Here is a 23,127-nt window from a genome sequence, read left to right as displayed (position 1 = left end):
CACGCTCACACGTTTACGCAAACTGGTACACACACGCTCGCTGTCATCGCCCGGTCGAGCCGGCGCATGACAGAGAAACTCAATTCAATACGCGTTCTCGTTCTTGGTCAGCAGAGCGATCGGCGTTTTCAAGAGAATGACCAGGTCGAACAGCACTGACCAGTTCTCGATGTAGTAGAGGTCGAACTCGACGCGCTTCTGGATCTTCTCCTCGTTGTCGATCTCGCCGCGCCAGCCATTGACCTGGGCCCAGCCGGTGATGCCGGGCTTGACACGGTGGCGGGCGAAGTAGCCGTCGACGGCCTCGTCGAACAGCCGGCTCTGCAGCTTGCCCTGCACCGCGTGCGGCCGCGGGCCGACCAGGGAGAGATTGCCGGAGAAGATAACGTTGAACAGCTGCGGCAGCTCGTCCAGGCTGGTCTTGCGAATGAAGCGGCCGACGCGGGTGACGCGCGGATCGTTCCTGGTCACGACCTTCGAGGCCGTCGGGTCGGCCTGGTGATGATACATCGAGCGGAACTTGTAGACGTCGATGCGCTCGTTGTTGAAGCCGAAGCGCTTCTGGCGGAACAGCACGGGGCCGGGACTGTCGAGCTTCACCGCCACTGCGACCAGCGCCATCACGGGGAGCGCGGCCAGCAATGCGAGGCCGCCGACGATACGGTCGAACAGCCATTTCATCACCAGATCCCAGTCGGTGATCGGCGCCTCGAACACGTCGAGCGTCGGCACCGTGCCAAGATAGGAATAGGAGCGGGGACGGAAGCGCAGCTTGTTGGTGTGCGCGGACAGCCGGATGTCGACCGGCAGCACCCAGAGCTTCTTCAGCATCTCCAGGATGCGCGTCTCCGCCGAGATCGGCAGCGCGAACAGCACGAGATCGACCCGGGTGCGGCGGGCGAACTCGACGATGTCGTCGACCTTGCCGAGCTTGGGCGCGCCGGCGCAGGTGTCGAGCGCACGGCTGTCGTTGCGATCGTCGAACACGCCGAGCACGTGGATGTCGGAATCCTCCTGCGCCTTGAGCGCCTCCACCAGCTGCTCGCCATTGTGGTCGGAGCCGACGATGATGGTGCGGCGATCGAGCCGGCCCTGACGCGCCCAGTTGCGCACCAGCGCGCGCAGCACGAGGCGCTCGCCGACCAGCCCGGCCAGTCCAAGAAAGAAGAAGGAGGCGAGCCACAGCCGCGACACCTCGCCGCCGAGCTTGGCGAAGAAGGACGCGCCAATGAACAGCAGGAAGACGAAGGCCCAGGACGAGATCATCCGCGTCATCTGCCGCAGCTGTCCGCGGAACAGCTGCACTTGGTAGATGTCGGCGGCCTGGAAGCAGACGACCGCGGCAGTGGCCACGGCGAAGATCGCCGCGAGATAATCCCAGCGGAATCCGGCGAGCGGTATGATATAGCCGGCATAGACCACGATGCCGATGAAGCTCAGCAGCAGGAAATCGGCAGCGCGCGCGATGCCGGTGATCACGATCGGCGAATAGGCGCGGGCGACCTTCTGATTGACGATTTCGAGCGCAGCCGGCGTCAGCCGGCGGCGGCGTTCGACGAAAGCTGTTTCAGCCGGGTTGGCCGCGGCGCTGGTCGCGGCATCGAGCATCGAGCGTGCGTTGAGCGGTTCCACGGGCGTCCCGTCCATTCCAACAGCCCCGGGCCACGGCTTGGCGTCCCGGGTGAGCATCCCCCGGGCTCATCGCTATCCGACAAATCGGAAGATTCTCTAAAGCGGTCTTAAGAATGGTTAATGATTTGCAAATGCGGCGCGGTACCCCGCGAGCACGCCGTCGACCATTGCCTGCTGGGAGAACTGCGCCGATATCCGCTCGCGAAGCGTCGCCGCTCGTCGTGCGGTCGCTTGCGGGTCTCCAAGCGCGGTCGCGATGGCTTCGGCCATCGCATCGGGATTGCTGGCGGCGAACAGGGCTGGGCTCTCCGCGCCAAAGATTTCGGGGATGCCGCCGACGCGCGCCGCGATCATGGGGATTCCGGCCGCGCCCGCCTCGATCACGACATAGGGCATGGAATCGCCGCGCGATGGCACGACCAGGAGCCGCCCCTTGGAAAAACCGTAGCGCGCCTTGACGTGGCCGATGAAGCGGATCGATCCGGTCAGGCCGAGCTTCTCGACCTGTGCCTTGAGTGCGGCCGTCTCTTCGCCGTCGCCGCCGAGCGTCAGCGTGACCTTCTTGCCGCCGGCATGCAGCCGCGCCACCGCATCGACCAGCAGGTCGGCGCCCTTGATGTGCCTGAACTCGCCGACATAGGCGAGGTCGGTGGCGTCCTCCGCGATGACGACGGGCTCGAACTCTTCCGGGGTCACGCCGTTGAAGACGCAATGCACCACCCCCTTGGGCGTGCCGACGATGCGTTGGTAAGTGTCGCGGGCAAAGGCGCTCTCGAACAGGAACAGATCGGTCGCATCCATCAGCGTCCGCTCCAGCCGCGCGTAAAACTCGCCTTTGAAAGTGTTGAGCGGGTAGTGCAGCGAGCCACCGTGCGGGGTGTAGATGCGAATGGTCTTGTCCGAACGCCGCCGCATGCGCACGAAAGCGCCGGCCTTGGCGCCGTGGCCGTGCGTTACGTCGGGCTTGAGTTGCGCGATCAGGCGCCGCATCCGAAGCCACACCAGAAAATCCGCCGGCGAAGGCTCGCGGTGGATCGCCAGCCGATGCACGCCGAGCTTCAGCCGCGGCGCGAGCTCGGCCAACGCCTTGTCGGCGCGCTCGCCGCCGGTGAGACTGTCGGCGAGAATGCCGACATGATGACCGCGATCGACCTGCCCGTTGGCGAGATCGAGGATGTGCCGGATAATGCCGCCGACGGGTGCGCGCACGGCGTGAAGGATACGAAGCGGCTGGTCGGAAGAGGGGGGCATGGATCAAACCAGCGCTCGACGGCGAATGCCGAACAAGTTCTCGGATATCGAGACGGATTAAGGGCCTTCATGGTTAACAAACGGTGACGAGCGCGCGCGTGGCGGTTGTGACACGCCACGATTAACCCAGCGGCAACCTTAATGGAGTGTAATCGCCCCGCTTGAGGTGGTTTGGTGGCGTTGCCCCCGCGGGAGTGTTCGATGCGTTTAGCGTTCTGGCGTGCCGGCAAGGACAGGGCGGTGATCGAGCGGGTTGTGTCGAAGCCCAAAGCCGAAGCCAGGCCCGAGGCAAAGCCCAAGATTGAAGCCAGGCCCGCGCCCGTTGCCGCGAAGCCGGCGCCAGCCGAATCCGGTGACATCGATCTGCACGCGCTCGGAGGCGCGCTGGGTCGCAAGCGCAGCTGGATCATCGTGCCGACGGTGCTGGTGCTGGTGGCCTCCGTCGCTGTCGTCAACCTGGTGACACCCCGCTTCAAGTCGGAATCACGCATCCTGATCGACGGCCGGGAGAACGTATTCCTGCGGCCGAGCAGCGACCGCAGCACCGAGGAGCGGCAGGCGCTCGACCCCGAGGCCGTGACGAGCCAGGTCCAGCTGGTGCTGTCGCGCGATCTCGCGCGCGAGATCATCAGGAAGAACAAGCTTGCGGAGCGGCCGGAGTTCGATCCGGTGCTGGGAGGCGTGTCCCCGCTGAAGTCGCTTGCGGCGCTGGTCGGCATCGGCCGCGATCCGTTCTCGATGACGCCGGAAGAGCGCGTGCTCGACGCTTATTACGATCGCCTCCAGGCCTATGCCGTCGACAAGTCGCGCGTGATCGTGGTCGAATTCCAGTCGGCCGATCCGGAGCTTGCCGCGCGCGTCGCCAATTCGATTGCCGACGGCTATCTCGTGCTGCAGCAGAATGCACGGCAGGACCAGGCGCGCAGTGCCAGCCAGTGGCTTTCGGGTGAGATCGAGAATCTGCGCAAAAAGGTCTCCGACGCCGAGGCAAAGGTCGAGGATTTCCGCTCGAAGTCGAGCCTGTTCATCGGCACCAACAACACCACGCTGTCGAACCAGCAGATGGGCGAGTTGAACACCCAGCTCAACAATGCGCGCGCGCTGAAGTCGGACGCGGAATCCAAGGCACGCCTGATCCGCGAGATGCTCCAGAGCGGCAAGCCGATCGAGGCCTCGGAGGTGGTGAATTCCGAACTGATGCGGCGGCTGTCGGAGCAGCGGGTGACCCTGCGGGCGCAGCTCGCCGAACAATCATCCACGCTGCTCGGCAATCACCCGCGGATCAAGGAGCTCAAGGCGCAGCTCGGCGACCTCGACAATCAAATTCGCGACGAGGCGGCCAAGATCTCGCGCTCGCTCGAAAACGACGCGCGGATCGCCAGCGGCCGGGTCGACGGCCTGACCGCGAGCCTCGAACAGCTCAAGAAGCAGGCGACCTCGACCAACGGCCAGGACGTGCAGCTCCGCGCGCTCGATCGCGAAGCCAAGGCCCAGCGCGACCTGCTCGAGACCTATCTCGCCAAGTACCGCGAAGCCAACGCCCGCGAGACCATCGATACCGCGCCGACGGAAGGCCGCATCATTTCCCGCGGCATCGTCTCCAACACACCGGCCTATCCCAAGAAGCTGCCGATCGTGCTGATCGCGACACTGGCCATGCTGCTGCTTTCCTCCGGCCTCGTCGTCACCGGCGAACTCCTGCGCCAGACCGCGCCGCGCGCCGTAGCCGCGCTGATTCCGGCAGCGGCTCGTCGTGAACCCGCCGTGGATTCCGTGGTGGCGGACTCCGTGCCGCTTCAACCGGAGATGACAGCCGATGCCGATGTCGGCGATTTCGCTGAGATCGGGCGGCTGGCCGAGGACCTGCGCGCCGCCGGTGCTGCGGCGAAGAAGGTCACGGTGCTCGGCACCGCATCGGGCGATGCCATCACGCTGTCGGCGCTGACGCTCGCCCGTCATCTGGCGCGCGACGCGCGTGTGGTCGTGGTCGATCTCGCCGGATCTTCGCCGATGATTGCCGCGGTGTCGGCCGATCCGATGGCTCCCGGCCTTGCCGAACTGATGCAGGGCGAGGCTTCGTTTGCGCAAGTCATCACCAAGGACAGGCTCTCGCGGCTGCAATTGGTCGTCGCCGGCCGTCCTGGCTTCGACCGCAGCCTGCTTCAGTCGCCACGGGTGACGCTCGCGATCGACGCGCTGCTTCGCGCCTACGACCATGTGCTGATCGATGCCGGCAGTGCCTCCGATTTGCCGGCCGAGCTGCTGACCGCGAATGCCCGCGCGGTCGTGGTGCCCGATAGCGCGATGGAGCCGGATGCGCGCGCGCTGATGTGCGAGCAGCTGAGAGCGGTAGGTTTCAGCGAGGTGACGATGCTCAGCAAGCCGGTGCAGCCATCCGATCCCGGCGAGCCCGCGCCGCGCGTGGTGGCGGCGTAGTTCTTACCTTCCCCTGCGGGAGAGGGGGCTCGCCGCGATAGCGACGGGTCAGGCATCTGTCTCCGCGAGTTCGGAATCGTAGGGTGGGCAAAGGCGCACTTGCGCCGTGCCCACCATCTTTCAACGATCGCGGTTGACATGGTGGGCACGCTCCGCTTTGCCCACCCTACGACAGTTCGGCGCTTACCCGAACGCCTGCCGCAACCGTCGGGCCAGGTCGAACAGCATCTGGTTCTGCTTCACCAGCCGCTTGCCGTGGTTGAGCGAGGACATTGCCATGGCCGCGAGCTTGCCGCGGGAGGTCAGCGGGACGAAGCTGTCGAAGATGTCTTCGTCATCCTTGCAGAACATCCGCTTGTAGCCGTCCGAGCCGATGCCGAGGTCGAGCGAGCGGTAGCCTCGCTCGCCGTAGCGGTCGATGATGTTGCGCATCAGGATCAGGCCGGGACTGTAGCGGGCCTGCTCCGACAGCGTGTAGGTGTTGAACATCATCGAGAAGCGCTGGCCGTCGGCGACCCCGGCGAAGATCGCGATCACCTCGTCGTCGCATTCGAGTGCGTGGATGTCGATGATGCGGCCTTCGCCGCGCGGTGACAGGCATGCGCTGCGGATGAACGGCTCGACGCCAGGATCGGCGAACACGTTCGGCAGCTTGTGTTCAGCCATCCGCGCCGGCTTGATCCGAAAAAACCAGTCGAGCAGGCGGGTGATCTCTGCGTCGGTGGTCGCGAGATGATAGCGGTAGCCGCCGAGTGCCTGGAGCTTCTTCTCCTTGCTTTTCAGACGGCGGCGGAACGAATTGCTGATCCGCGATGCCGGCGGTCCGCCGGGCTGCATCACCAACAAGGGGCAGCCGTTGATCGAACTCTGCCGCGGCAGAAGCGCAAACGGATTTTGCTGCTCATGCCATTGCTTCGGCTGCTGCATAAGTGCGAGGACGTCGACGTGCTCGCGCAGCGGCGCCACCAGCGCGTCGAGATCGGCGAGCACCGCCTGCGCGGCAAACTCGGCGTTCCACAGCCCCATGTTGAAGGTCGTGTGCTTGCCGCCTATGAAGCAGGCGGTGCGCACGCCGTGGCTTTGGCGCAGCGAGAGTGGCAGCAGCGCGAGCGGCTTTTGCTCGGCATCACGGGCAATCACGATGAACGGGCGGGCGCCCTCGATCTCGCCAACCAGCCGCTGCCAGGGGCTCAACAGATCGAAGCGCTGATACGGCGTGAAGAGATGACCGGGTTCTTCGAAGGCGCGCCAGACCGGCTCGGCGCGGCCGAGATCGGCGACGATGTCGACATGCGCGATGCGGCTCGCTTTCGACCGCGCTGGCGCTCCTGCCGTCCGGCCTTGCATCGCCGCAGCCATGGTCATTCACGAAACCTGTCGGGAAAGCAAAAAATGCGTATTTCGGCCTGTGGCCGACCTTTGCAAAGAAATGTCAACAAAGGGTAATGACAATGAGCGCGGAAACCGGCCGCCGGCGAACCCGAAGGTGGGATATTGGCATCCGACGACAGATGGCTGGAGCGGTTGCGGCTTGAACTGGCCTGGTTCACCGGCCAGCCGCTGCTGCGCAGCCGCGGCGAGGGCGCCATCCTTCGCTTCGAGCGCGTGCGGCCGCGCCGGCGCGGCGGGTTTCAGCCGCTGCGCAACAACGAGATCTCGCCGCAATTCCTCGACCGCGCCATTCGCGCGCTGAAGCGCTGGAAGTATGATTTTGTCGGCATGGACGAGGTTTGCCGGCGCGCGGTCACGCTGCCGGAGAAACGGCGCTTCGTGGCGCTCACCTTCGATGGCGCGGCCAAGGACGTCATCAGCTTTGCCTATCCCGTATTGGCCCGCCACGCCGTTCCCTTCACCATCTACGTTCCCACCGCCTTTCCCGATGGCGTCGGAGAGGCGTGGTGGCTCGGGCTCGAGCGGGTGATTGCGTGCGAGGACCGCGTCAGCCTGTTGATGGGTGACACGGAGCAGCGCTTCACCGTGACCGGCAATGCCGAGAAGCAGGCGCTGTTTTCGTTTCTCGAGGGCTGGTTGCGCTCGTTGCCGCCGGCGGAGCTGTCGGCCGCGATTGCCGATCTCTGCACGCGTTACCGGATCGATCTCGCGGCACTCTCGCGCGAGGCGTCGATGAATTGGGAGGATCTGGCGAAGCTCGCCGCCGATCCGCTGGTCACGATCGGCAGCGCGACCGTGAACTATTTCGTTCTGGCCAACATGAAGGATGCGGCCGCGCTGCGCGAGGTGACGATGGGCAAGGCGGTGGCGGAAGCGGCGTTCGGCCGCGAGATCCGGCATCTGGCGTTTCCGTTCGGCGACCGTGCCTCGTTCCGGCGCAACCACGTCGTGATGGCGGAGGAGGCGGGTTTTGCCAGCGCGGTGTCGACGATCCCAGGCATCGTGGATGCGGAGGGACGAACCAATCTGCGCGCGCTGCCGCGGATTTCCTGGGACGGCCGGGTACGCTCGCTGCGCATGATGCGCGTGCTGGTGTCCGGAATTGCGTTTCCGCCGGTGAAGCCTACCGGCGGCGCTACGGGCTAGATTTAACCCAGTCTGGCCGCTGCATCCAGCTCACGATCGGCATCGCGGGCAACACCCAGCCCATGCCGACCACCACGTAGTAGATCGCCTGCCGCCACCCGGATTCGGCAATCCACGGCATCTGCGCCAACGCCATGCCGAGCAGGGCCCAGACGGTGGCGAGCACCAGCAGCAGGATGGTGCCAAGGAACTTCCGGGTGCGGCTGGACATGATGGACTGTTGTGGCTTTGCGTAACTTGCGCTGCGGGTGCGGGGGACTATAAGGGGCACGCTATCCGGTTCAAGTCTCAACGGTTCAAGTCTCTTGGATTCGAGTTCCTTAGATTCACGTTCTGGTTTCGACCCCGAAATGACGACGATCTCCACCCCGTCCGAGCCGCATCGCGCCGTGCGCTGGTGGCTGATCTCGGTAGCCGCTTTGATCGCGCTGATGGTGCTGGTCGGTGGCGCAACGCGGCTGACGGAATCCGGGCTCTCGATCGTCGAATGGAAACCGGTCACCGGCAGCTTGCCGCCGCTCTCGGCGGCGCAATGGACCGACGCCTTCGAGGCCTACAAGAAGATCCCGCAATATCGCGAGCTCAACGCCGGCATGAGCCTGTCCGAGTTCAAGGAGATCTTCTGGTGGGAGTGGAGCCACCGGCTGCTCGGCCGTTTCATCGGCGTCGCCTATCTGCTGCCGTTCCTGTTCTTCCTGTGGCGGGGCGGATTGTCCGGTGAGTTGAAGCGGCGCCTGTGGTTCCTGTTCGCGCTCGGTGGCCTCCAGGGCGCGGTCGGCTGGTGGATGGTGGCATCTGGCCTCTCCGAGCGTGTCGAGGTCTCGCAATACCGGTTGGCGACGCATCTGGTGCTTGCGCTCTTGATCTTCGCCGGGATCGTCTGGACGGTGCGCCGGCTTGCCGAACGGCGGCCGATCGCAGCGCCTGCGCGGTTGCGGTTGACGAGCGCGCTGCTGCTCGTGATGACCTTTCTGCAGATCTATTTTGGCGCGCTGGTCGCGGGCCTGCGCGCCGGGCGCGCGTACAACACCTGGCCGGCGATCGACGGCGCATTCATTCCGTCGGCCGACCGGCTGTGGTTCGAGACGCCGTGGTGGCGCAACATGTTCGACAATGTGCTGACGGTGCAGTTCGAGCACCGCATGACGGCCTATGCGCTGTTCGTGCTTGCGGCCCTGCATGCGCTCGATGCGGTGCGATCGCGCGCGGCGGCGGGCGGCGCGTTGTGGCTGTTTGCGGCCGTGAGCCTGCAAGCGCTGCTCGGCATTCTCACGCTGCTCAACCAGGTGCCGATCGCGCTTGCGCTTTCGCACCAGGCCGTTGCGATCGTGGTGCTGACGCTTGCGGTGATGCAGGCGGAGCGGCTTGTGTCGCGGCAATCTACCGAAGCGGAATCGCGCGCGGTTGCGGTTGGTCAGGCCGGCTGATCAGATGGTGCGGTCAGCAATAGCCGTAGACGCCGCAGGCGTAGGGCAGCCGCCAGAAATAGTCGACCTGCTTCCCGCCGTAATACGAGCCCTGATAGTCGTAGTCCCAGGGCCGGCCGTAATAGCCCGGCAGTGTGTGAGAGCCCGGCAGCAGCGGCGTGCCCGGGAGATTGCGGATGTAGCTGCCGATGCCATAGGCCGGCGAGATCAGCGCGTCCGGATCGGTCTCGACATAGACTTTGGGCGGTTCTGGCGTAGCGCCGGCGCGCCGCTTCGGTGTCGCAGGCAAATCCGCCGCGAGCGCGCCTGAAACCGTCAGCATCGCCGCAAGGGCGGGCATCATCCGGCGCAGCAGCATCGTCGGCTCCGAATCAAAGGGTTGATCCAGTGACGATCTATGCGGCCGCTATGGTTAACGACTGTTAACCGGCGATCGTCATTCCGGGGCGGTGCGAAGCACCGAACCCGGAATCCAGAGATAATTATGCCATGTCGAGATTCCGGGTTCGCGCTGTCGCGCGCCCCGGAATGACAAGAGCTACGCCCCCAGCGCCTGCTCGAGATCGGCGATGAGGTCTTCCTTGTCCTCGATGCCGATCGAGAGCCGGACCACGTCGGGGCCGGCGCCGGACTTGATCTTGGCGGCGTCGTCGAGCTGGCTGTGCGTGGTCGAGGCGGGGTGGATCACCAGCGAGCGGGTGTCGCCGACATTGGCCAGATGCGAGAACAACTGCAATTTCGAGACGAGGCCGACACCCGCGTCATAGCCGCCCTTCAGGCTGAATGTGAAAACGGCGCCTGCGCCCTTCGGCGCGTATTTGCGCGCGAGCTGGTAATACTTATCGTTCGGCAGGCCCGCATAGCTCACCGAGGCCACCGCCGGATGGCCGGCGAGGAATTCGGCGACCGCCTTGGCGTTGTCGCAGTGCTTCTGCATGCGCAGCGGCAATGTCTCGATGCCTGTGAGGATCAGGAAAGCGTTGAACGGTGACAGCGCGGGTCCGAGATCGCGCAGGCCGAGCACGCGGCAGGCGATCGCGAAGGCGAAATTGCCAAAGGTCTCCTGCAGCCTGATGCCGTGATATTCGGGCCGCGGCTCCGAAAGCATCGGATATTTGCCGGCGGTCGACCAGTCGAACGTGCCGGCATCGACGATGATGCCGCCGATCGAATTGCCGTGGCCGCCGAGAAACTTCGTCAGCGAATGCACGACGATGTCGGCGCCGTGGTCGATGGGGCGGATCAGATAGGGCGAGGCCAGCGTGTTGTCGACGATCAACGGCACGCCCGCTTTGGTCGCCACGGTCGAGATCGCCTCGATATCGGTGATGCTGCCGGCGGGATTGGCGATGGACTCGATGAAGATGGCCTTGGTGCGCGGCGTGACCGCGCGTTCGAAGCTTGCAATGTCGTCGGGGTCGGCCCACACCACGTTCCAACCAAAGCTCTTGAACGCATGCGTGAACTGGTTGATCGAGCCGCCATAGAGCTTTCGCGCGGCGATGAACTCGTCGCCGGGCTGCAGCAATTGCTGCAGCACCACGACCTGCGCGGCATGGCCCGAGGCGACCGCGAGCGCGGCGGTGCCGCCTTCGAGCGCGGCGACGCGCTCTTCCAGCACGGCGTTGGTGGGGTTGCCGATGCGGGTATAGATGTTGCCGAACGCCTGCAAGCCGAACAGCGAGGCGGCGTGGTCGGCGTCGTTGAAGACGAAGGACGTGGTTTGATAAATCGGAGTCGCGCGCGCACCGGTGGTCGGGTCGGGCTGCGCACCGGCATGCACTGCGAGGGTTGAAAATCCCGGAAGGCGATCGCTCATTGAGGGCGTCCTGTTCTTGTTGTCCTGAAATCGCGCGGCATGCTGATCGGCGCCGCGCCCGCCGTCAAGGCGCCGGTTCACATCAGGGCAATCGTGCTACGCATTGTCGCGTTCGCGAAATGAATGCTTCGCAATTGCGTCAGCTTTGCTCGCTCTTGTTTTTGGCGGCGCGGTCCGACGCCGCGGTGTCGCCACCGCCCACACTCATCCGATTGAGGGATAGCCGCATGCCCTGCGTCGGTGCTGGTGCGCGCTTGGAACTGAGTGTACGCGAATTCACGCCCATCCAGGAGATTTCGGACGACAGGCGGCCGTATTCGATCTTGGGGCAGCGGTTCATCACCACCTTGATGCCAACCGCTTCCGCCTTTTCTGCCGCCGCGTCGTCACGCGCGCCCAGCTGCATCCAGATCACCTTCGGCAGCGGATCGAGCCTCAGGGCTTCCTCGACCACCGGCATGATGTGGCTGGAATTGCGAAAGATGTCGATCATGTCGATGGGATGGCCGATGTCGGAGAGCGAGGCGACGAAAGGTTTTCCAAGCAGGTCCTTGCCGACATGGCCGGGATTGACCGGGATTATGTCGTAGCCGCGCTGCGCCAGATATTTGAAGGCAAAATAGCTCGGCCGCACGTTGACCGGCGAGGCGCCGACCATCGCGATCGACTTCACGCTGTTGAGGATGGCGCGGATGTAATTGTCGGGATAGGCGTCGTGGTTCATCTTTTTCTTTCGTTCGTCGTTCCGGGGCGATGCGCAGCATCGAACCCGGAATCTCGAGATTCTCAGGTGCGCAATCGCGCACCATAGTTCGGCTCTGCGAGCCGCCCCGGAATGACGGTGCAACAAGTACAGTCACTCATCCCGCCATGTCGGCGTGCGCTTATCGATGAAGGCGCCGATGCCTTCCTCGGCGTCGCGCGCCATCATGTTCTCGGTCATCACCTCTGCCGCATAGCGATAGGCGTCCGCAAGGCTCATTTCGGCCTGGCGGTAGAACGCCTCCTTGCCGAGCTTGACCGTGTAGGCCGACTTCAGCGCGACCTGCTGCGCCAGCGCAATCGCCGCGTCGCGCTCGGTGCCGGCGGCGACCACGCGATTGACCAGACCAATCTCGCGGGCACGCACGGCCGGGATCGGCTCGCCCGTCAGCAGCATTTCCATCGCCTGCTTGCGCGGCACGTTGCGCGACAGCGCCACCATCGGCGTCGAGCAGAACAGCCCGATGTCGACGCCGGGCGTGGCGAAGCTTGCCGCTTCCGACGCGATCGCGAGATCGCAGCTGGCAACGAGCTGGCACCCGGCCGCCGTCGCGATGCCCTGGACGGCCGCAACCACCGGCTTTGGCAGGTGCACGATCGCCTGCATCATCGCACTGCAGGCGTTCATCATGTCCGCGAAGAAGGCGCGGCCGCGATCGGGATCGGCGCGGCGCGCGGTCAGCTCCTTCATGTCGTGGCCTGCGGAGAAGGCGAGACCGTTGGCTGCGATCACGGCGCCGCGGACGGCCTTGTCGTCCCGGATGGCATCGAGCTCTGCATGCAGGCCGGCGATCATCGCCTCCGATAGGCTGTTGCGCGCGTCCGGGCGGTTCAGCGTGAGAACCGCGATGCTGCCGATAGTCTCACGCAGCAGGATCGGCGGTTGCGGGGAAGGGGTACGGGCGGCCTGGACGGACATTGACGCGATTCCGCTGGATCATTGCAATTGGATGACGCAGATAACTTAATGTAGCAGGCGCAGTGAAGCGAGGGTGGGGAACAGCATGGCGTTGGCGAAAATGAGCGTGGCGGAGCTCGAGGACTTTCTCCGGAACGAATTTCCCCAGGCGTTCAGCGGCGACGACATCACGATCGAGAGCGCGGACGGCCAGACCAGCCTTTTGCGGCAGCGCTACGGTGAAAAAATGCTCCGGCCCGGCGGAACCGTGTCGGGCCCGACACTGATGGCTCTGGCCGATTTCGCCATGTACGTGGTGCTGTTGTCGGCCATTGGGCCGATCGGGCTCGCGGTCACCACCAATCTCAACATCAACTTCCTGCGCAAGGGCCAGCCCGGCCAGGACGTGCTGGCGGAGGCGCGCCTGCTCAAGCTTGGCAAGCGCCTGGCGGTCGGGGAGGTGAACCTGCTGTCCGGCACCTCGCCCGATCCCATTGCCCATGTCACATCGACCTATTCCATTCCAAATGTTTGATCTTTTTGCAGGTAATATCGCACCATATTTTTAAACCTTTGATATTGCTTCTACAATTTCAATCGGTGGGCATTGACCGTTGCGCGTCAGTTCTCTAGAAAACCGCGCAGTCCGGTGCGGTGTTCGCGCCGATGCCTCCCGTCCACGGAAACTCTGACATGAAAACCTTTTCGGCAAAGCCGGCCGAGGTGACGAAGAAGTGGGTGCTGATCGACGCCAAGGGTCTGGTCGTCGGCCGCCTCGCCACCATCGTCGCCATGCGCCTGCGCGGCAAACACCTCCCGACCTACACCCCGCATGTTGATTGCGGCGACAACATCATCATCATCAATGCCCAGCATGCGGTCCTCACCGGTCGCAAGCGCGAGCAGAAGACCTATTACAAGCACACCGGCTATGTCGGCCACGTCAAGGAGCGCACCGCGCGCCAGATCCTCGAAGGCAAGCATCCCGAGCGCGTGCTCGAGAAGGCCGTCGAGCGCATGATCCCGCGTGGTCCGCTCGGTCGCGTCCAGATGGGCAATCTCCGCGTTTACGGCGGCGCCGATCATCCGCACGAGGCCCAGACGCCCGAGAAGATCGACATCGCCAAGTTGAACCGCAAGAACACGAGGGCCGCATAATCATGGCCGAATCCATTCAGTCGCTCGATCAGCTCTCGCAGCTCAAGACCGCAGCGGCGCCCGACGCGCCCAAGCACGAGAAGAAGGTCGACAAGTTCAACCGCGCCTACGCCACCGGCAAGCGCAAGGACGCGGTCGCCCGCGTCTGGATCAAGCCGGGCGCCGGCAAGGTCACGGTCAACTCGCGCGAGGTCGAGGTCTATTTCGCCCGTCCCGTGCTGCGCATGATGATCGAGCAGCCGTTCTCCGTGGCCGCGCGTTCGGGCCAGTACGATGTGATCTGCACGGTCGCCGGCGGTGGTTTGTCCGGCCAGGCCGGCGCCGTCCGTCACGGCATCTCCAAGGCGCTCACCTATTTCGAGCCGGAGCTGCGTACCGTGCTCAAGAAGGGCGGCTTCCTGACCCGCGACTCCCGCGTGGTCGAGCGCAAGAAGTACGGCAAGGCCAAGGCCCGCCGCTCGTTCCAGTTCTCGAAGCGTTAATCGCTTCGGTCACATTCGCTGCGAAAGCGGCTTCAATGAAATGCAAAAGGGCGCTGATTTCAGCGCCCTTTTTGTTGTTCGTTTGTACGCAAATTGATGACGTGTTTCCGGAAAACTTGGCCTCGCGTGAAAACCTCAATGGAACTTGCGGGACATAGCGTCGCATCTGGAAGGGCGCGCAAATCGGTTGGGCCGATCGCGCAACTGCTATGTTCAAGAGGGGGCCGACATGATGTCGCTCGATAGCATCACGCTCTATTTGGTTGCCACGATGGTCGCCGCATTGCTCGGCGCCATGATGGTATTTTTCGGCAAGCAGGAGAACAGTCCCGCGCTGAAATGGTGGGGCACCGCATATCTCCTCGGCGCGGCGTCCGTCGCGCTGTGGACGGCGACTGGCGACAAGCTCGGTCCGTACCTCTATCTCGCGCTGAATGCAGTGGGCTTCGTCGCCTGCGGCATGGTGTGGAATGCGGCGCGCGTCTTCCACGGCCGCAAGCCGAACTGGCTCGGTCTCGTGCTCGGCGCGCTCGCCTGGGTCGCGACAGTGACGTTGCTCGATCCCGCCGCCTCCATGCTGCGCATGATCATCGGCGCCGGCATCGTCTCGGTCTACGCGGCGCTGACCGCAAGCGAGCTCTGGGTCGAGCGGCGCAAGAGCCTGCAGCGGCGCTGGCCGGCCTTCGTGGTACCGGTGATGCACGGCTGTGTGCTGATGCTGCCGATCCTGCTCGGCAGCGTCCTTCGCCCGAACGATGCCGGGTTTTCCGGCAGCGTCTGGGTCACGGTGTTCGCGGTCGAGCTCGTGCTCTATGCCGTCGGCACCGTGTTCGTGATCTTCATGCTGGTGTCGGAGCGCACCGTCACCGCGCACCGGACCGCGGCGTCGACCGATCCCCTGACCGGCATGCTCAACCGCCGCGGCTTCTCGGAAGCCTGTGCGCGCGTGATCGAGCGCGAAGCCAAGGGCGGCCGTCCGGTTACCGTGATGATCTTCGACATCGACCACTTCAAGTCGATCAACGATCGCTTCGGCCACCCCGCCGGCGACGAGATGCTGAAGCTGTTCTCGACCGTGGTCGTCAGCAATCTGCGGATCTCGGACCTGTCGGGCCGTATCGGCGGCGAGGAGTTCGCGGCGCTGTTGCCGTGTTCGCTGGAGGAGGGGGTGGTGGTCGCCGAGCGCGTGCGCGAGGCATTCGAGACCTCCGGCGTCGTGGTCGACGAGGGCCCGGTCGACACCACCGTCAGCATCGGCGTGTCCGGCGGTCCGGCCGGCACCGAGCTCGAGGTGCTGCTGGCTTCGGCCGACACTGCGCTTTACCAGGCCAAGCGCGGCGGGCGTAACCGCGTCGAGGCGGCGGAGGAGTTGCCGTTGTCGCTGGAGAACTGGCGCCGCCAGAGCGCCGCGCGGATCGGTGTGCCCAAGACACAATCCAAGGCACAGCCGGCGACGGCTTAAGCCACAGAAGTCTCGCGGTAATCCTCTGTTTACCATTCGGTTCCTACCATTGCGGTCATGGAATCGATCCGTCGACGGAATCCGCAGGCCGCCCTGCTATCGCTCGAAGCCGCTGCTGTCTCGGCACGCGGCGGCTTCGCCTGCCTGTTCTCGACCGCAGACGAATACGAGACCGCAGTCATCACCGAGCGCCGCGCGCAGGGGCGCTATACACAGAGCCGCAGCGCCTGGCCGCTCACGCTGTTCGTCGGTTGCGCCCTCGTCGTGGCAGGCGCGGTTCTGCTGTTCGCCTGAGAGCGCCGCGTTTTGAGCCGATCAGGGCGCCGTTCGGGCGCCTTTTTCTTTGTCCCCGGCTGCGGTAGATACGCCCATCAAGCAACAAGGGCGGAAACGATGATCACCGAGATCGCGCAAATCGACATCAAGCCGGGCAGCGAGAAGGATTTTGAGGCGGCTGTCGCCAAGGCCAAGGCCGCCTTCGGCCGCTCCAAGGGCTTTCATGGTTTCGAGCTGCACAAGTCGATCGAGAAGCCGCAGCGCTACCGTTTGATGGTGAAGTGGGAGACGCTGGAAAATCACACCGTCGATTTCCGCGGCTCGGAGAATTTTACCGAATGGCGCGGGCTCGTCGGCCAGTATTTTGCCTCGCCCCCGGACGTCGAGCACACCGAGACCGTGCTGACGACCTGAGGCGTATCACGCCGCCTCCGCCAAAGGCGGCGGCTCATACGTCTTGAAATGGTCGATCATCACCTTGGCGATGGCGACCAGGGGCAGCGCCAGCGCGAGGCCCCAGATTCCGAAGACGACGCCGAGCAGGATCTGGAACGCGAACAGCGTGGCCGGCGGGATGTCCAGCGCCTGGCGCTGGAGCAGGGGCGTCAGCACGTAGCTCTCCATCGCGTGCACGCCAAGGAACAGGACGAAGGCGGATAGCGTCGCGATCCAGCCCGAGGCGAGGCTCGCCAGCACCACGACGACGCCGGCGATGATGGCGCCGACGGTCGGGATAAAGGCGAGCAGGCCGGCCTGGATCCCCAGGATGAACGAGCCGGGGATGCCGATGATGGCGAGACCGATCCAGGTCACCATTCCGACCGCGAGCATGACGATCATCTGGGCGATCAGCCAGCGCTCCAGCGTCTCGCCGATATGGTCGATGACGAGGGTGGCGCGGACACGGTGTCTCGCCGGGACGAGGAACAGCAATCCGTCGTGATAGACCGCGGGCTGCGCGGCAAAGGCCAGCCCGAGGAACAGCACGATGAAGACGTTGCCGACGGCGCCGATCGTGCCGAGCAGCAGCTTGAAGGTCTGGCTCACGATGGCGCCGCCGCTGGAGGCAAGCGCGCCGGCGCCCGGCAAATTGCCGTGCGAGGCCGGGCTCGGGGTGGGAGTGGGTCCCGCGTCGGTCGAGGCGTCGGCGCCGGCGTTGCCGAGATCGAACACGCTGGTGTCGATGCCGTGGCTGTCGAGGAACGACTTCACATTGGTGATCTGGGACTTGATGGTCTTGCTGAGCAGCGAGGCCTGGTCGGCGATGGTGGCGCCGCCGAGATAGGCGACGCCTGCGAGCAGCAGCGCAAGCGCGACGCAGACGATCGCAAGCCGGAGGGCATGCGGCAGGTGAACGCGGCGCCCCAGCGCGTTCGTCAGCGCATTGAGGCCGACGCCGAGCAGCATGCCGGCGAAAATCAGGAGCAGGGTGGTCGCAAAATACCAGGTGAAAGCGAGTAGCGCGGTGAACAGCACCACGCCGATGCCGCCAACCGAAATCGCCCAAGCCAGATCAGAGCGGGTCCCGGGCCGTCCATCCGTGGGAATCGTCACGTTGTATCCTTCTCGTCGGCCTTGTCGGGGCAGTCTTTCGTGAAATCCCGCAAAGGAGCAAGCGATCCAGCGATCCGGCCGAAGCCCGGACCCGCGCGCTGGTTGGACGCATCCGCGGCCCCTCGGGCCAACGGTGAGGGGCTAGACGAGTGCCACAATTGCCTCCGGCCGGACGTTTGCGCGAAATAGCATTGCCGTCCCGCGATCCCTTTGGTTGAATTTGTTCCATCGGAAGGGCATGTTCGGAGAATCTTCTTAACGGGAGGTCGGAACGGGAGATGAGAAAGCCGGTCGTCGGCGTGATCGGGAACGCCCATCGCGTCGAGAATCGATTTCAGGTGCAGATGGTCGGCGAGCGCAACTTGCGCGCGGTTGCCGAGGTCTCCGGCGGCTTGCCGGTGATGTTTGCGGGCTCCCCTGACATTACCGATATCGGCGCACTGCTCGGTGCCGTCGACGGCATCGTGCTCACCGGTGCCCGTGCCAATGTCCATCCGACCCGTTTCAACGTCGACCCCTGCGAGAAGCACGAGCCCTACGACATCCATCGCGACGAGGTGGCGCTGGCGCTGTCGGTGGCCTGCGTCGCCCGCGGTATCCCGATATTCGGCATCTGCCGGGGCTTGCAGGAGATGAACGTCGCCTTCGGCGGCTCGCTGCATCCCGAAATCCGCGAAATCCCCGGCCGCATCAACCATCGCATGCCGCGGCTGGAGAACGGCGAGATCCATCCGGACCCGACCGTGGTGTTCGCCGATCGCCACGACGTCGACCTCACGCCGGGCGGCGCGTTCGCTAAACTGCTCGGATGCGAGAGGATCCGGGTCAATTCGCTGCACGGGCAGGGCATCCTCGATCCCGGCAAGCGCGTGCTGATCGAAGGCATCGCCGAGGACGGCACCATCGAAGCCATCCGCATCGCCGAAGCGCCGAGCTTTGCGCTCGGCGTGCAATGGCACGCCGAATACGACCCGCAGCGCAATCCGATCAACCGCAAGCTGTTCGAGGCGTTTGGCGAGGCCTTGGTGGAGCGGCAGCGCGCGGCGGCGTAAGCGGTCCGAGCCCGCGGCGACTCCTCTCGCTGCTTGGCTTGGGTGGTTGTACAAGACCACGACCTCGAATCCGTTCGTGAGCCGATATGGACCGACGCGGGCTAATTTTGGGATTGGGCCTCATCGCGGCGTTTTCAGGCGCGATGCGGGCGGCGCGGTCGGCCGAGGGCAAGCGCGTCGCATTGGTGGTCGGCAACGGCGCCTACAGCAACGTGCCGGAGCTGCCCAATCCGCCCAATGACGCCAGCGACCTCGCTGCGGCGCTCGGGCGGCTCGGCTTTGCGGTCACGCTTTTGACCAATGCCTCCTTCGAGGAGATGCGTCGCGGCTTGATCGCGCTGGGCCGCGAAGCGGCGGGCGCCGACATGGCGGCAGTGTTCTTTGCCGGGCACGGCATGGAAATCGTCGGCGAGAACTGGCTCATTCCGGTCGACGCGGAACTGAAGAAAGACACTGACGCGGAAAACGAGGCGATCAGCCTCCGCAGCGTGATGTTGCAGGTCTCGAACACGACGAGCCTTGGTCTCGTCATTCTCGACGCCTGCCGCAACAACCCATTCACCGCGAAGATGCGCCGGTCCATGGCCCTGCGTGCCGCGCCTGGCCGGGGCCTCGGACCGATCGAGCCGGTTGGCAATGTGCTCGTCGCCTATGCCGCTCGCGACGGCACGACGGCCCTTGATGGTGATGGCCGCAATAGCCCCTTCACTGCGGCGCTCCTGCGCAACATCGAAGCGCCGGACGTCGAGGTCACCTTCATATTCCGCAACGTCCATGACGATGTCATGGAGGCGACCAGGAACGAGCAGCAGCCATTCGTTTACGGCTCTCTCTCGCGCAAGGCGATTTATCTCGCAAGGACCTCATTGGCCGACCAGGCCAGCCGAAAACAGGCCAATGCTGCATCGGCGATTGCAGCTGAACCGTTGAGGGGGCCCACGCCTGCTCTCCTGGTTGATCCTGCCCTCGTCGGGACATGGGAGATCACAGTCCCCAACGATCGCGGCTTCTCGCGTTGGATCTGGCACATCATGCGCGACGGCACCTACAAATTTCGCGCAGAGGGGGCGCGCGCTGCACCGGCGCATGAAGGCACGATGACCGCCACCAACGGTCATTGGACGCTGCATGCGACCAAGGGACTCTCGAACTATAACGATGGCGGCTCATACGAAGTACGGGACGCGACTGCGGTGATCACCGGCAAGCTCGGGACTGGCCACTGGCGACAGAGCGGCTTGTGACCCGGAACAGGCTATCTGCGCGCCGTAACTTCCAGCTCGTTTCCAGATTGGAATGGCATGTCGATGATACGCAATGCGGCCGCTGCCACTCTTGTCCTGCTCACATCGCCCGCATTCGCGCAAACCGCGCGGCCGCAGGGAGGTCCGATCACCTGCGCTTCGCCAATTGCACGTGACGACCCTGAAACGAGCCTGAAGCTGCGCTTCGGCAAGGAGGCGGTGGTACAGGACCTCGCGGACGCCGAGGGCGAGACCCACAAGGGGCTCGTGCTGTTTCCGAACGCTGCGGACCGGCGCATCGAGGTCTCCTTCTCGGAAGACAACGCCAGGCGCGTCTCTCGCCTGGCCCTGCGCGACACCGCCGAGACCAGCCGCTGGAACGTCAATGGCGTCACGATCGGCTCCAGCCTTCTTGATGTGCAGAAGGCCAACGGCAGGCCGTTCCTGGTCAACGGCTTCGAATGGGACTATGGCGGTCTGGTCACCGACTGGAAAGGCGGCGCGCTCGGCCGGCCGCTGCAAGGCGGCTGCACGGTCACAATCCGTTTCGACAAGAATGCCGCCGCGCCCAAGTCGCTGCTGGGTGACAGCGTGAAAGCGGCCTCCGACGACGCGGCGCTAGTGAAGTGGGCGCCGCGGGTGAGGGAGATCGGGGTCAACTTTCCGGAGAAGTGACGCCGCCGTGAAAGGGCACGATATGGATGTCGATGCGACTCTCACCGCGTAGCTTGGGGGACGCCATCGGCTACCGCAGTTCGCCCCGCGCATTGCATCGCACAACCACAGCTGCAAGCCACCACATTGAGGTTTGGGAGGCACACACCATATCTGCGTCAAGGGAGCCCTTGCCGTGCAGACTATGAAGGCGGCCCTCGTTGCGGCGATCGGCATCGTCGCTTTTCTTGCTTTTCTCCTTCCTGGCTCAGCGGAGGAGAACAGACGTGTTGCACTCGTCGTCACCATCGATGGGGCCATTGGCCCGGCGTCGGCCAGTTACGTCAAGGAGGCATTGCTCAGGGCAGGCCAACGACGCGCCGAGATCGTGATTCTGACAATGAACACGCCTGGTGGTCTCAACTCCAGCATGCGCGAGATCATCGCGGATGTGCTCGGCTCGTCTGTTCCAGTCGTCGGCTACGTCGCGCCGGCAGGCGCCCATGCGGCGAGCGCCGGGACCTATATCCTGTATGCGACCCATATCGCGGCGATGGCGCCAGGCACCAATATCGGTGCCGCGACGCCGGTGCAGATTGGCGGACCGCTTCCGGGCCTGCCGAGCGGCACACCCGACAAGGACAGCAAGGACAAGAAGGATGAGCCGAAGGACGCGATGACGGCGAAGGTGACGAACGACGCCGTCGCCTTTATCCGCAGTCTCGCCGAACTGCGCGGCCGCAACGCCGATTGGGCCGAGAAGGCGGTCCGTGAAGCCGCCACCCTGTCCGCCAACGGCGCGTTGCAGGCGCACGCCATCGACCTCGTGGCGCGCGATCCCGCCGAATTGCTCAGGCAGATCGATGGTCGCCTCGTCGAGGTCGCGGGTGGCAAGACGCAACGCCTGGCAACGCAGGACGCCGTCATCGAAGCCGTCGATCCCGGGTGGATCTCTCGATTCCTGGCGGTCATCACCGATCCCAACATCTCGTTCATTCTGCTGATGGTCGGCATCTACGGCCTGATCTTCGAGTTCGTATCCCCCGGCGTCGTCGCTCCGGGAGTGGTCGGGACGATCTGCCTGCTGCTCGGCCTTTACGCCCTCAACATGCTGCCGATCAATTATGCCGGCCTCGGCCTGATGCTGGTCGGGATCGGGCTCCTCGCCATCGAGGCGTTTAATCCAACCATCGTGATCGGCCTCGGAGGCGTCGTTGCCTTCGTGCTTGGCGCCGTCATGCTGGTCAGGGTCGAAGCGCCGGGCTACCGGCTCTCGTGGTCGGTCATCGCCGTCGTCGCAGCGATGTTCACGGGTTTCGTTCTGGTCGTGCTCGGCGCGCTTCGGCGCGCCCGCCGCGGTCCGCCGCGGGTCGGCGCGCAAGCCATGCGCGGACTGATCGCCGAGGTTCTCGACTGGAACGAGAACGCCGGGCACGTCTTTACGCATGGCGAGCGCTGGCAAGCGCGCGGCGCGGATACCTTCAAGCCCGGCGAGAGGGTCGAGGTCGCCAATATCGCCGGTTTGACGCTGGTGGTTCGGCGTCCGAGCGCTGCGAGCGGTGAAGGAGGTCAGCTCTGATGTTTGAATATTCGATCTATGCAGCGCTTGCGCTGATCGTCATCCTGTTTCTCACCCAGGCGGTTCGCATCCTCAGGGAATACGAGCGCGGCGTTATCTTCACGCTCGGCCGCTTCACCGGGGTGAAGGGGCCGGGCCTCATCATCCTCATTCCGGTCGTGCAGCAGCTCGTCAAGGTCGACCTCAGGGTGATGGTGCAGGTCGTGCCGCCCCAGGACGTGATTTCGCGCGACAACGTCTCGGTCAAGGTCAATGCCGTTCTCTACTTCCGCATCGTCGATCCCGAGCGCGCCATCATCAAGGTGGGCGACTACATGGCCGCGACCAGCCAGCTCGCTCAGACCACGCTGCGCTCGGTGCTTGGCAAGCACGAACTCGACGAGATGCTCGCAGAGCGTGACAGGCTGAATGCCGATATCCAGGAGATCCTCGACAAGCAGACCGACATCTGGGGCATCAAGGTCACGGGAATCGAAATCAAGGACGTCGACATCAACGAAACCATGGTGCGCGCGATCGCCAAGCAGGCCGAGGCGGAACGGTTGCGGCGGGCGAAGGTGATCAACGCAATGGGCGAACAGCAGGCCGCCGAAAAGCTGGTCGAGGCCGGCCGGATTCTCGCGCAGGAGCCGCAGGCGATGCAGCTACGTTATTTCGCGGCTCTGCACGACATCGCCGGCGAACGGTCGTCGACGGTCGTGTTTCCGCTGCCGATCGGCCTGCTCGATCATCTGTTGCCCCGGCGGGAGAAGCCGTAGCGTGAAGGCCCTCCGCTCTCAAACAAAAAAGGCGCCTCCTTGCGGAAGCGCCTCTTGCCTGTCGTGTCCTGGGCGGATTCAACCGGTCGTCGCAACAGTTCGTGTATGGCTCATCCGTAGCAATACGTCGAGAGCTTCCGCTGGT

Annotated in this window: 23 protein-coding genes; 14 read left to right on the top strand and 9 right to left on the bottom strand. The window is 64.5% G+C overall.

The window, feature by feature from the left end:
* Window positions 1–84: 84 nt before the first annotated feature.
* Together AC0L2O_RS20135 and AC0L2O_RS20130 are read right to left on the bottom strand one after the other, a co-directional pair.
* Window positions 85–1,647, bottom strand: a complete 1,563-nt coding sequence (locus tag AC0L2O_RS20135; RefSeq protein ID WP_473370931.1) for an undecaprenyl-phosphate glucose phosphotransferase — start codon at window positions 1,645–1,647, stop codon at window positions 85–87.
* 102 nt (window positions 1,648–1,749) lie between these two features.
* Entirely contained in the window at window positions 1,750–2,883 is a 1,134-nt protein-coding gene (locus AC0L2O_RS20130) for a glycosyltransferase family 4 protein (RefSeq protein WP_473370930.1), read from the bottom strand.
* A 201-nt stretch (window positions 2,884–3,084) separates the two neighbouring features.
* Here AC0L2O_RS20130 and AC0L2O_RS20125 point away from each other — a divergent pair, with 201 nt between their 5' ends.
* Window positions 3,085–5,319 (top strand): GumC family protein, encoded by a 2,235-nt coding sequence (locus tag AC0L2O_RS20125; RefSeq protein WP_473370929.1) that lies wholly within the window; start codon window positions 3,085–3,087, stop codon window positions 5,317–5,319.
* Between the two features lie 183 nt (window positions 5,320–5,502).
* Here the strand turns inward: AC0L2O_RS20125 and AC0L2O_RS20120 are convergent, their stop codons facing one another.
* Window positions 5,503–6,684: a GNAT family N-acetyltransferase gene (locus AC0L2O_RS20120; RefSeq protein WP_473370928.1), complete on the bottom strand. Its 1,182-nt coding sequence runs from the start codon at window positions 6,682–6,684 to the stop codon at window positions 5,503–5,505.
* A 129-nt stretch (window positions 6,685–6,813) separates the two neighbouring features.
* Between AC0L2O_RS20120 and AC0L2O_RS20115 the strand changes: the two genes are divergently transcribed.
* Window positions 6,814–7,857, top strand: a complete 1,044-nt coding sequence (locus AC0L2O_RS20115; RefSeq protein WP_473370927.1) for a polysaccharide deacetylase family protein — start codon at window positions 6,814–6,816, stop codon at window positions 7,855–7,857.
* Here AC0L2O_RS20115 and AC0L2O_RS20110 read toward each other — a convergent pair.
* A complete protein-coding gene (locus tag AC0L2O_RS20110) occupies window positions 7,847–8,068 on the bottom strand; it encodes a DUF2842 domain-containing protein (RefSeq protein ID WP_473370926.1) in 222 nt (73 codons plus the stop codon). The genes AC0L2O_RS20115 and AC0L2O_RS20110 overlap by 11 nt on opposite strands.
* A gap of 139 nt (window positions 8,069–8,207) precedes the next feature.
* On the opposite strand from AC0L2O_RS20110, the gene AC0L2O_RS20105 reads away from it, so the two are divergent.
* Entirely contained in the window at window positions 8,208–9,284 is a 1,077-nt protein-coding gene (locus tag AC0L2O_RS20105; protein WP_473370925.1) for a COX15/CtaA family protein, read from the top strand.
* A gap of 13 nt (window positions 9,285–9,297) precedes the next feature.
* Here the strand turns inward: AC0L2O_RS20105 and AC0L2O_RS20100 are convergent, their stop codons facing one another.
* The 4 genes from AC0L2O_RS20100 to AC0L2O_RS20085 form a co-directional block, all read right to left on the bottom strand.
* Window positions 9,298–9,639, bottom strand: coding sequence for a hypothetical protein (locus AC0L2O_RS20100; RefSeq protein ID WP_473371031.1), 342 nt, complete (start codon window positions 9,637–9,639; stop codon window positions 9,298–9,300).
* A gap of 183 nt (window positions 9,640–9,822) precedes the next feature.
* A complete protein-coding gene (locus AC0L2O_RS20095; protein WP_473370924.1) occupies window positions 9,823–11,103 on the bottom strand; it encodes an O-acetylhomoserine aminocarboxypropyltransferase in 1,281 nt (426 codons plus the stop codon).
* A 139-nt stretch (window positions 11,104–11,242) separates the two neighbouring features.
* Window positions 11,243–11,827: a CoA-binding protein gene (locus AC0L2O_RS20090; protein ID WP_473370923.1), complete on the bottom strand. Its 585-nt coding sequence runs from the start codon at window positions 11,825–11,827 to the stop codon at window positions 11,243–11,245.
* A 132-nt stretch (window positions 11,828–11,959) separates the two neighbouring features.
* Window positions 11,960–12,784 carry an enoyl-CoA hydratase gene (locus tag AC0L2O_RS20085; RefSeq protein ID WP_473370922.1) on the bottom strand — a complete coding sequence of 275 codons (825 nt, stop codon included), beginning with the start codon at window positions 12,782–12,784 and terminating at the stop codon, window positions 11,960–11,962.
* An 85-nt stretch (window positions 12,785–12,869) separates the two neighbouring features.
* Between AC0L2O_RS20085 and AC0L2O_RS20080 the strand changes: the two genes are divergently transcribed.
* From AC0L2O_RS20080 to AC0L2O_RS20055, 6 genes are all read left to right on the top strand, one after another.
* Window positions 12,870–13,298, top strand: a complete 429-nt coding sequence (locus AC0L2O_RS20080; protein ID WP_369723346.1) for a PaaI family thioesterase — start codon at window positions 12,870–12,872, stop codon at window positions 13,296–13,298.
* 158 nt (window positions 13,299–13,456) lie between these two features.
* Window positions 13,457–13,921, top strand: a complete 465-nt coding sequence (rplM, locus tag AC0L2O_RS20075; protein WP_018455120.1) for a 50S ribosomal protein L13 — start codon at window positions 13,457–13,459, stop codon at window positions 13,919–13,921.
* A gap of 2 nt (window positions 13,922–13,923) precedes the next feature.
* A complete protein-coding gene (rpsI, locus tag AC0L2O_RS20070) occupies window positions 13,924–14,403 on the top strand; it encodes a 30S ribosomal protein S9 (protein WP_007611021.1) in 480 nt (159 codons plus the stop codon).
* A gap of 229 nt (window positions 14,404–14,632) precedes the next feature.
* On the top strand, window positions 14,633–15,865 hold the full coding sequence (locus AC0L2O_RS20065; protein WP_369723347.1) for a GGDEF domain-containing protein: 1,233 nt from the start codon (window positions 14,633–14,635) through the stop codon (window positions 15,863–15,865).
* Between the two features lie 57 nt (window positions 15,866–15,922).
* Entirely contained in the window at window positions 15,923–16,159 is a 237-nt protein-coding gene (locus AC0L2O_RS20060) for a hypothetical protein (RefSeq protein ID WP_473370921.1), read from the top strand.
* Between the two features lie 99 nt (window positions 16,160–16,258).
* The gene (locus AC0L2O_RS20055; RefSeq protein WP_369723349.1) at window positions 16,259–16,555 is read left to right on the top strand and encodes an antibiotic biosynthesis monooxygenase family protein; all 297 of its coding nucleotides are present in this window, start codon (window positions 16,259–16,261) and stop codon (window positions 16,553–16,555) included.
* A gap of 6 nt (window positions 16,556–16,561) precedes the next feature.
* On the opposite strand, the gene AC0L2O_RS20050 is transcribed toward AC0L2O_RS20055, so the two are convergent.
* Window positions 16,562–17,695, bottom strand: a complete 1,134-nt coding sequence (locus AC0L2O_RS20050) for an AI-2E family transporter (protein ID WP_473370920.1) — start codon at window positions 17,693–17,695, stop codon at window positions 16,562–16,564.
* Between the two features lie 278 nt (window positions 17,696–17,973).
* Between AC0L2O_RS20050 and AC0L2O_RS20045 the strand changes: the two genes are divergently transcribed.
* The 5 genes from AC0L2O_RS20045 to AC0L2O_RS20025 all read left to right on the top strand — a co-directional run bounded on the left by AC0L2O_RS20045 (window position 17,974) and on the right by AC0L2O_RS20025 (window position 22,982).
* Window positions 17,974–18,747 carry a gamma-glutamyl-gamma-aminobutyrate hydrolase family protein gene (locus AC0L2O_RS20045; RefSeq protein ID WP_473370919.1) on the top strand — a complete coding sequence of 258 codons (774 nt, stop codon included), beginning with the start codon at window positions 17,974–17,976 and terminating at the stop codon, window positions 18,745–18,747.
* A gap of 86 nt (window positions 18,748–18,833) precedes the next feature.
* Window positions 18,834–19,991 carry a caspase family protein gene (locus AC0L2O_RS20040; RefSeq protein WP_473370918.1) on the top strand — a complete coding sequence of 386 codons (1,158 nt, stop codon included), beginning with the start codon at window positions 18,834–18,836 and terminating at the stop codon, window positions 19,989–19,991.
* A gap of 57 nt (window positions 19,992–20,048) precedes the next feature.
* The gene (locus AC0L2O_RS20035; protein WP_369723353.1) at window positions 20,049–20,666 is read left to right on the top strand and encodes a hypothetical protein; all 618 of its coding nucleotides are present in this window, start codon (window positions 20,049–20,051) and stop codon (window positions 20,664–20,666) included.
* A 175-nt stretch (window positions 20,667–20,841) separates the two neighbouring features.
* Window positions 20,842–22,224 (top strand): NfeD family protein, encoded by a 1,383-nt coding sequence (locus AC0L2O_RS20030; protein WP_473370917.1) that lies wholly within the window; start codon window positions 20,842–20,844, stop codon window positions 22,222–22,224.
* Window positions 22,224–22,982 (top strand): slipin family protein, encoded by a 759-nt coding sequence (locus tag AC0L2O_RS20025; RefSeq protein WP_473370916.1) that lies wholly within the window; start codon window positions 22,224–22,226, stop codon window positions 22,980–22,982. The genes AC0L2O_RS20030 and AC0L2O_RS20025 overlap by 1 nt, the downstream gene beginning before the upstream one ends.
* Window positions 22,983–23,127: the final 145 nt, after the last annotated feature.

The organism is Bradyrhizobium sp. Kon10, assembly GCF_055807395.1.
This window is presented reverse-complemented; position numbering and strand designations above follow the sequence as displayed.

Excerpts from the sequence above, each read along its gene's own strand:
- AC0L2O_RS20135 (WP_473370931.1), bottom strand. The coding sequence starts at position 1,647 with ATGGACGGGACGCCCGTGGAACCGCTCAACGCACGCTCGATGCTCGAT.
- AC0L2O_RS20130 (WP_473370930.1), bottom strand. The coding sequence starts at position 2,883 with ATGCCCCCCTCTTCCGACCAGCCGCTTCGTATCCTTCACGCCGTGCGC.
- AC0L2O_RS20125 (WP_473370929.1), top strand. The coding sequence starts at position 3,085 with ATGCGTTTAGCGTTCTGGCGTGCCGGCAAGGACAGGGCGGTGATCGAG.
- AC0L2O_RS20120 (WP_473370928.1), bottom strand. The coding sequence starts at position 6,684 with ATGACCATGGCTGCGGCGATGCAAGGCCGGACGGCAGGAGCGCCAGCG.
- AC0L2O_RS20110 (WP_473370926.1), bottom strand. The coding sequence starts at position 8,068 with ATGTCCAGCCGCACCCGGAAGTTCCTTGGCACCATCCTGCTGCTGGTG.
- AC0L2O_RS20105 (WP_473370925.1), top strand. The coding sequence starts at position 8,208 with ATGACGACGATCTCCACCCCGTCCGAGCCGCATCGCGCCGTGCGCTGG.
- AC0L2O_RS20095 (WP_473370924.1), bottom strand. The coding sequence starts at position 11,103 with ATGAGCGATCGCCTTCCGGGATTTTCAACCCTCGCAGTGCATGCCGGT.
- AC0L2O_RS20090 (WP_473370923.1), bottom strand. The coding sequence starts at position 11,827 with ATGAACCACGACGCCTATCCCGACAATTACATCCGCGCCATCCTCAAC.
- AC0L2O_RS20085 (WP_473370922.1), bottom strand. The coding sequence starts at position 12,784 with ATGTCCGTCCAGGCCGCCCGTACCCCTTCCCCGCAACCGCCGATCCTG.
- AC0L2O_RS20080 (WP_369723346.1), top strand. The coding sequence starts at position 12,870 with ATGGCGTTGGCGAAAATGAGCGTGGCGGAGCTCGAGGACTTTCTCCGG.
- rplM (WP_018455120.1), top strand. The coding sequence starts at position 13,457 with ATGAAAACCTTTTCGGCAAAGCCGGCCGAGGTGACGAAGAAGTGGGTG.
- rpsI (WP_007611021.1), top strand. The coding sequence starts at position 13,924 with ATGGCCGAATCCATTCAGTCGCTCGATCAGCTCTCGCAGCTCAAGACC.
- AC0L2O_RS20065 (WP_369723347.1), top strand. The coding sequence starts at position 14,633 with ATGATGTCGCTCGATAGCATCACGCTCTATTTGGTTGCCACGATGGTC.
- AC0L2O_RS20060 (WP_473370921.1), top strand. The coding sequence starts at position 15,923 with ATGGAATCGATCCGTCGACGGAATCCGCAGGCCGCCCTGCTATCGCTC.
- AC0L2O_RS20055 (WP_369723349.1), top strand. The coding sequence starts at position 16,259 with ATGATCACCGAGATCGCGCAAATCGACATCAAGCCGGGCAGCGAGAAG.
- AC0L2O_RS20045 (WP_473370919.1), top strand. The coding sequence starts at position 17,974 with ATGAGAAAGCCGGTCGTCGGCGTGATCGGGAACGCCCATCGCGTCGAG.
- AC0L2O_RS20040 (WP_473370918.1), top strand. The coding sequence starts at position 18,834 with ATGGACCGACGCGGGCTAATTTTGGGATTGGGCCTCATCGCGGCGTTT.
- AC0L2O_RS20035 (WP_369723353.1), top strand. The coding sequence starts at position 20,049 with ATGTCGATGATACGCAATGCGGCCGCTGCCACTCTTGTCCTGCTCACA.
- AC0L2O_RS20025 (WP_473370916.1), top strand. The coding sequence starts at position 22,224 with ATGTTTGAATATTCGATCTATGCAGCGCTTGCGCTGATCGTCATCCTG.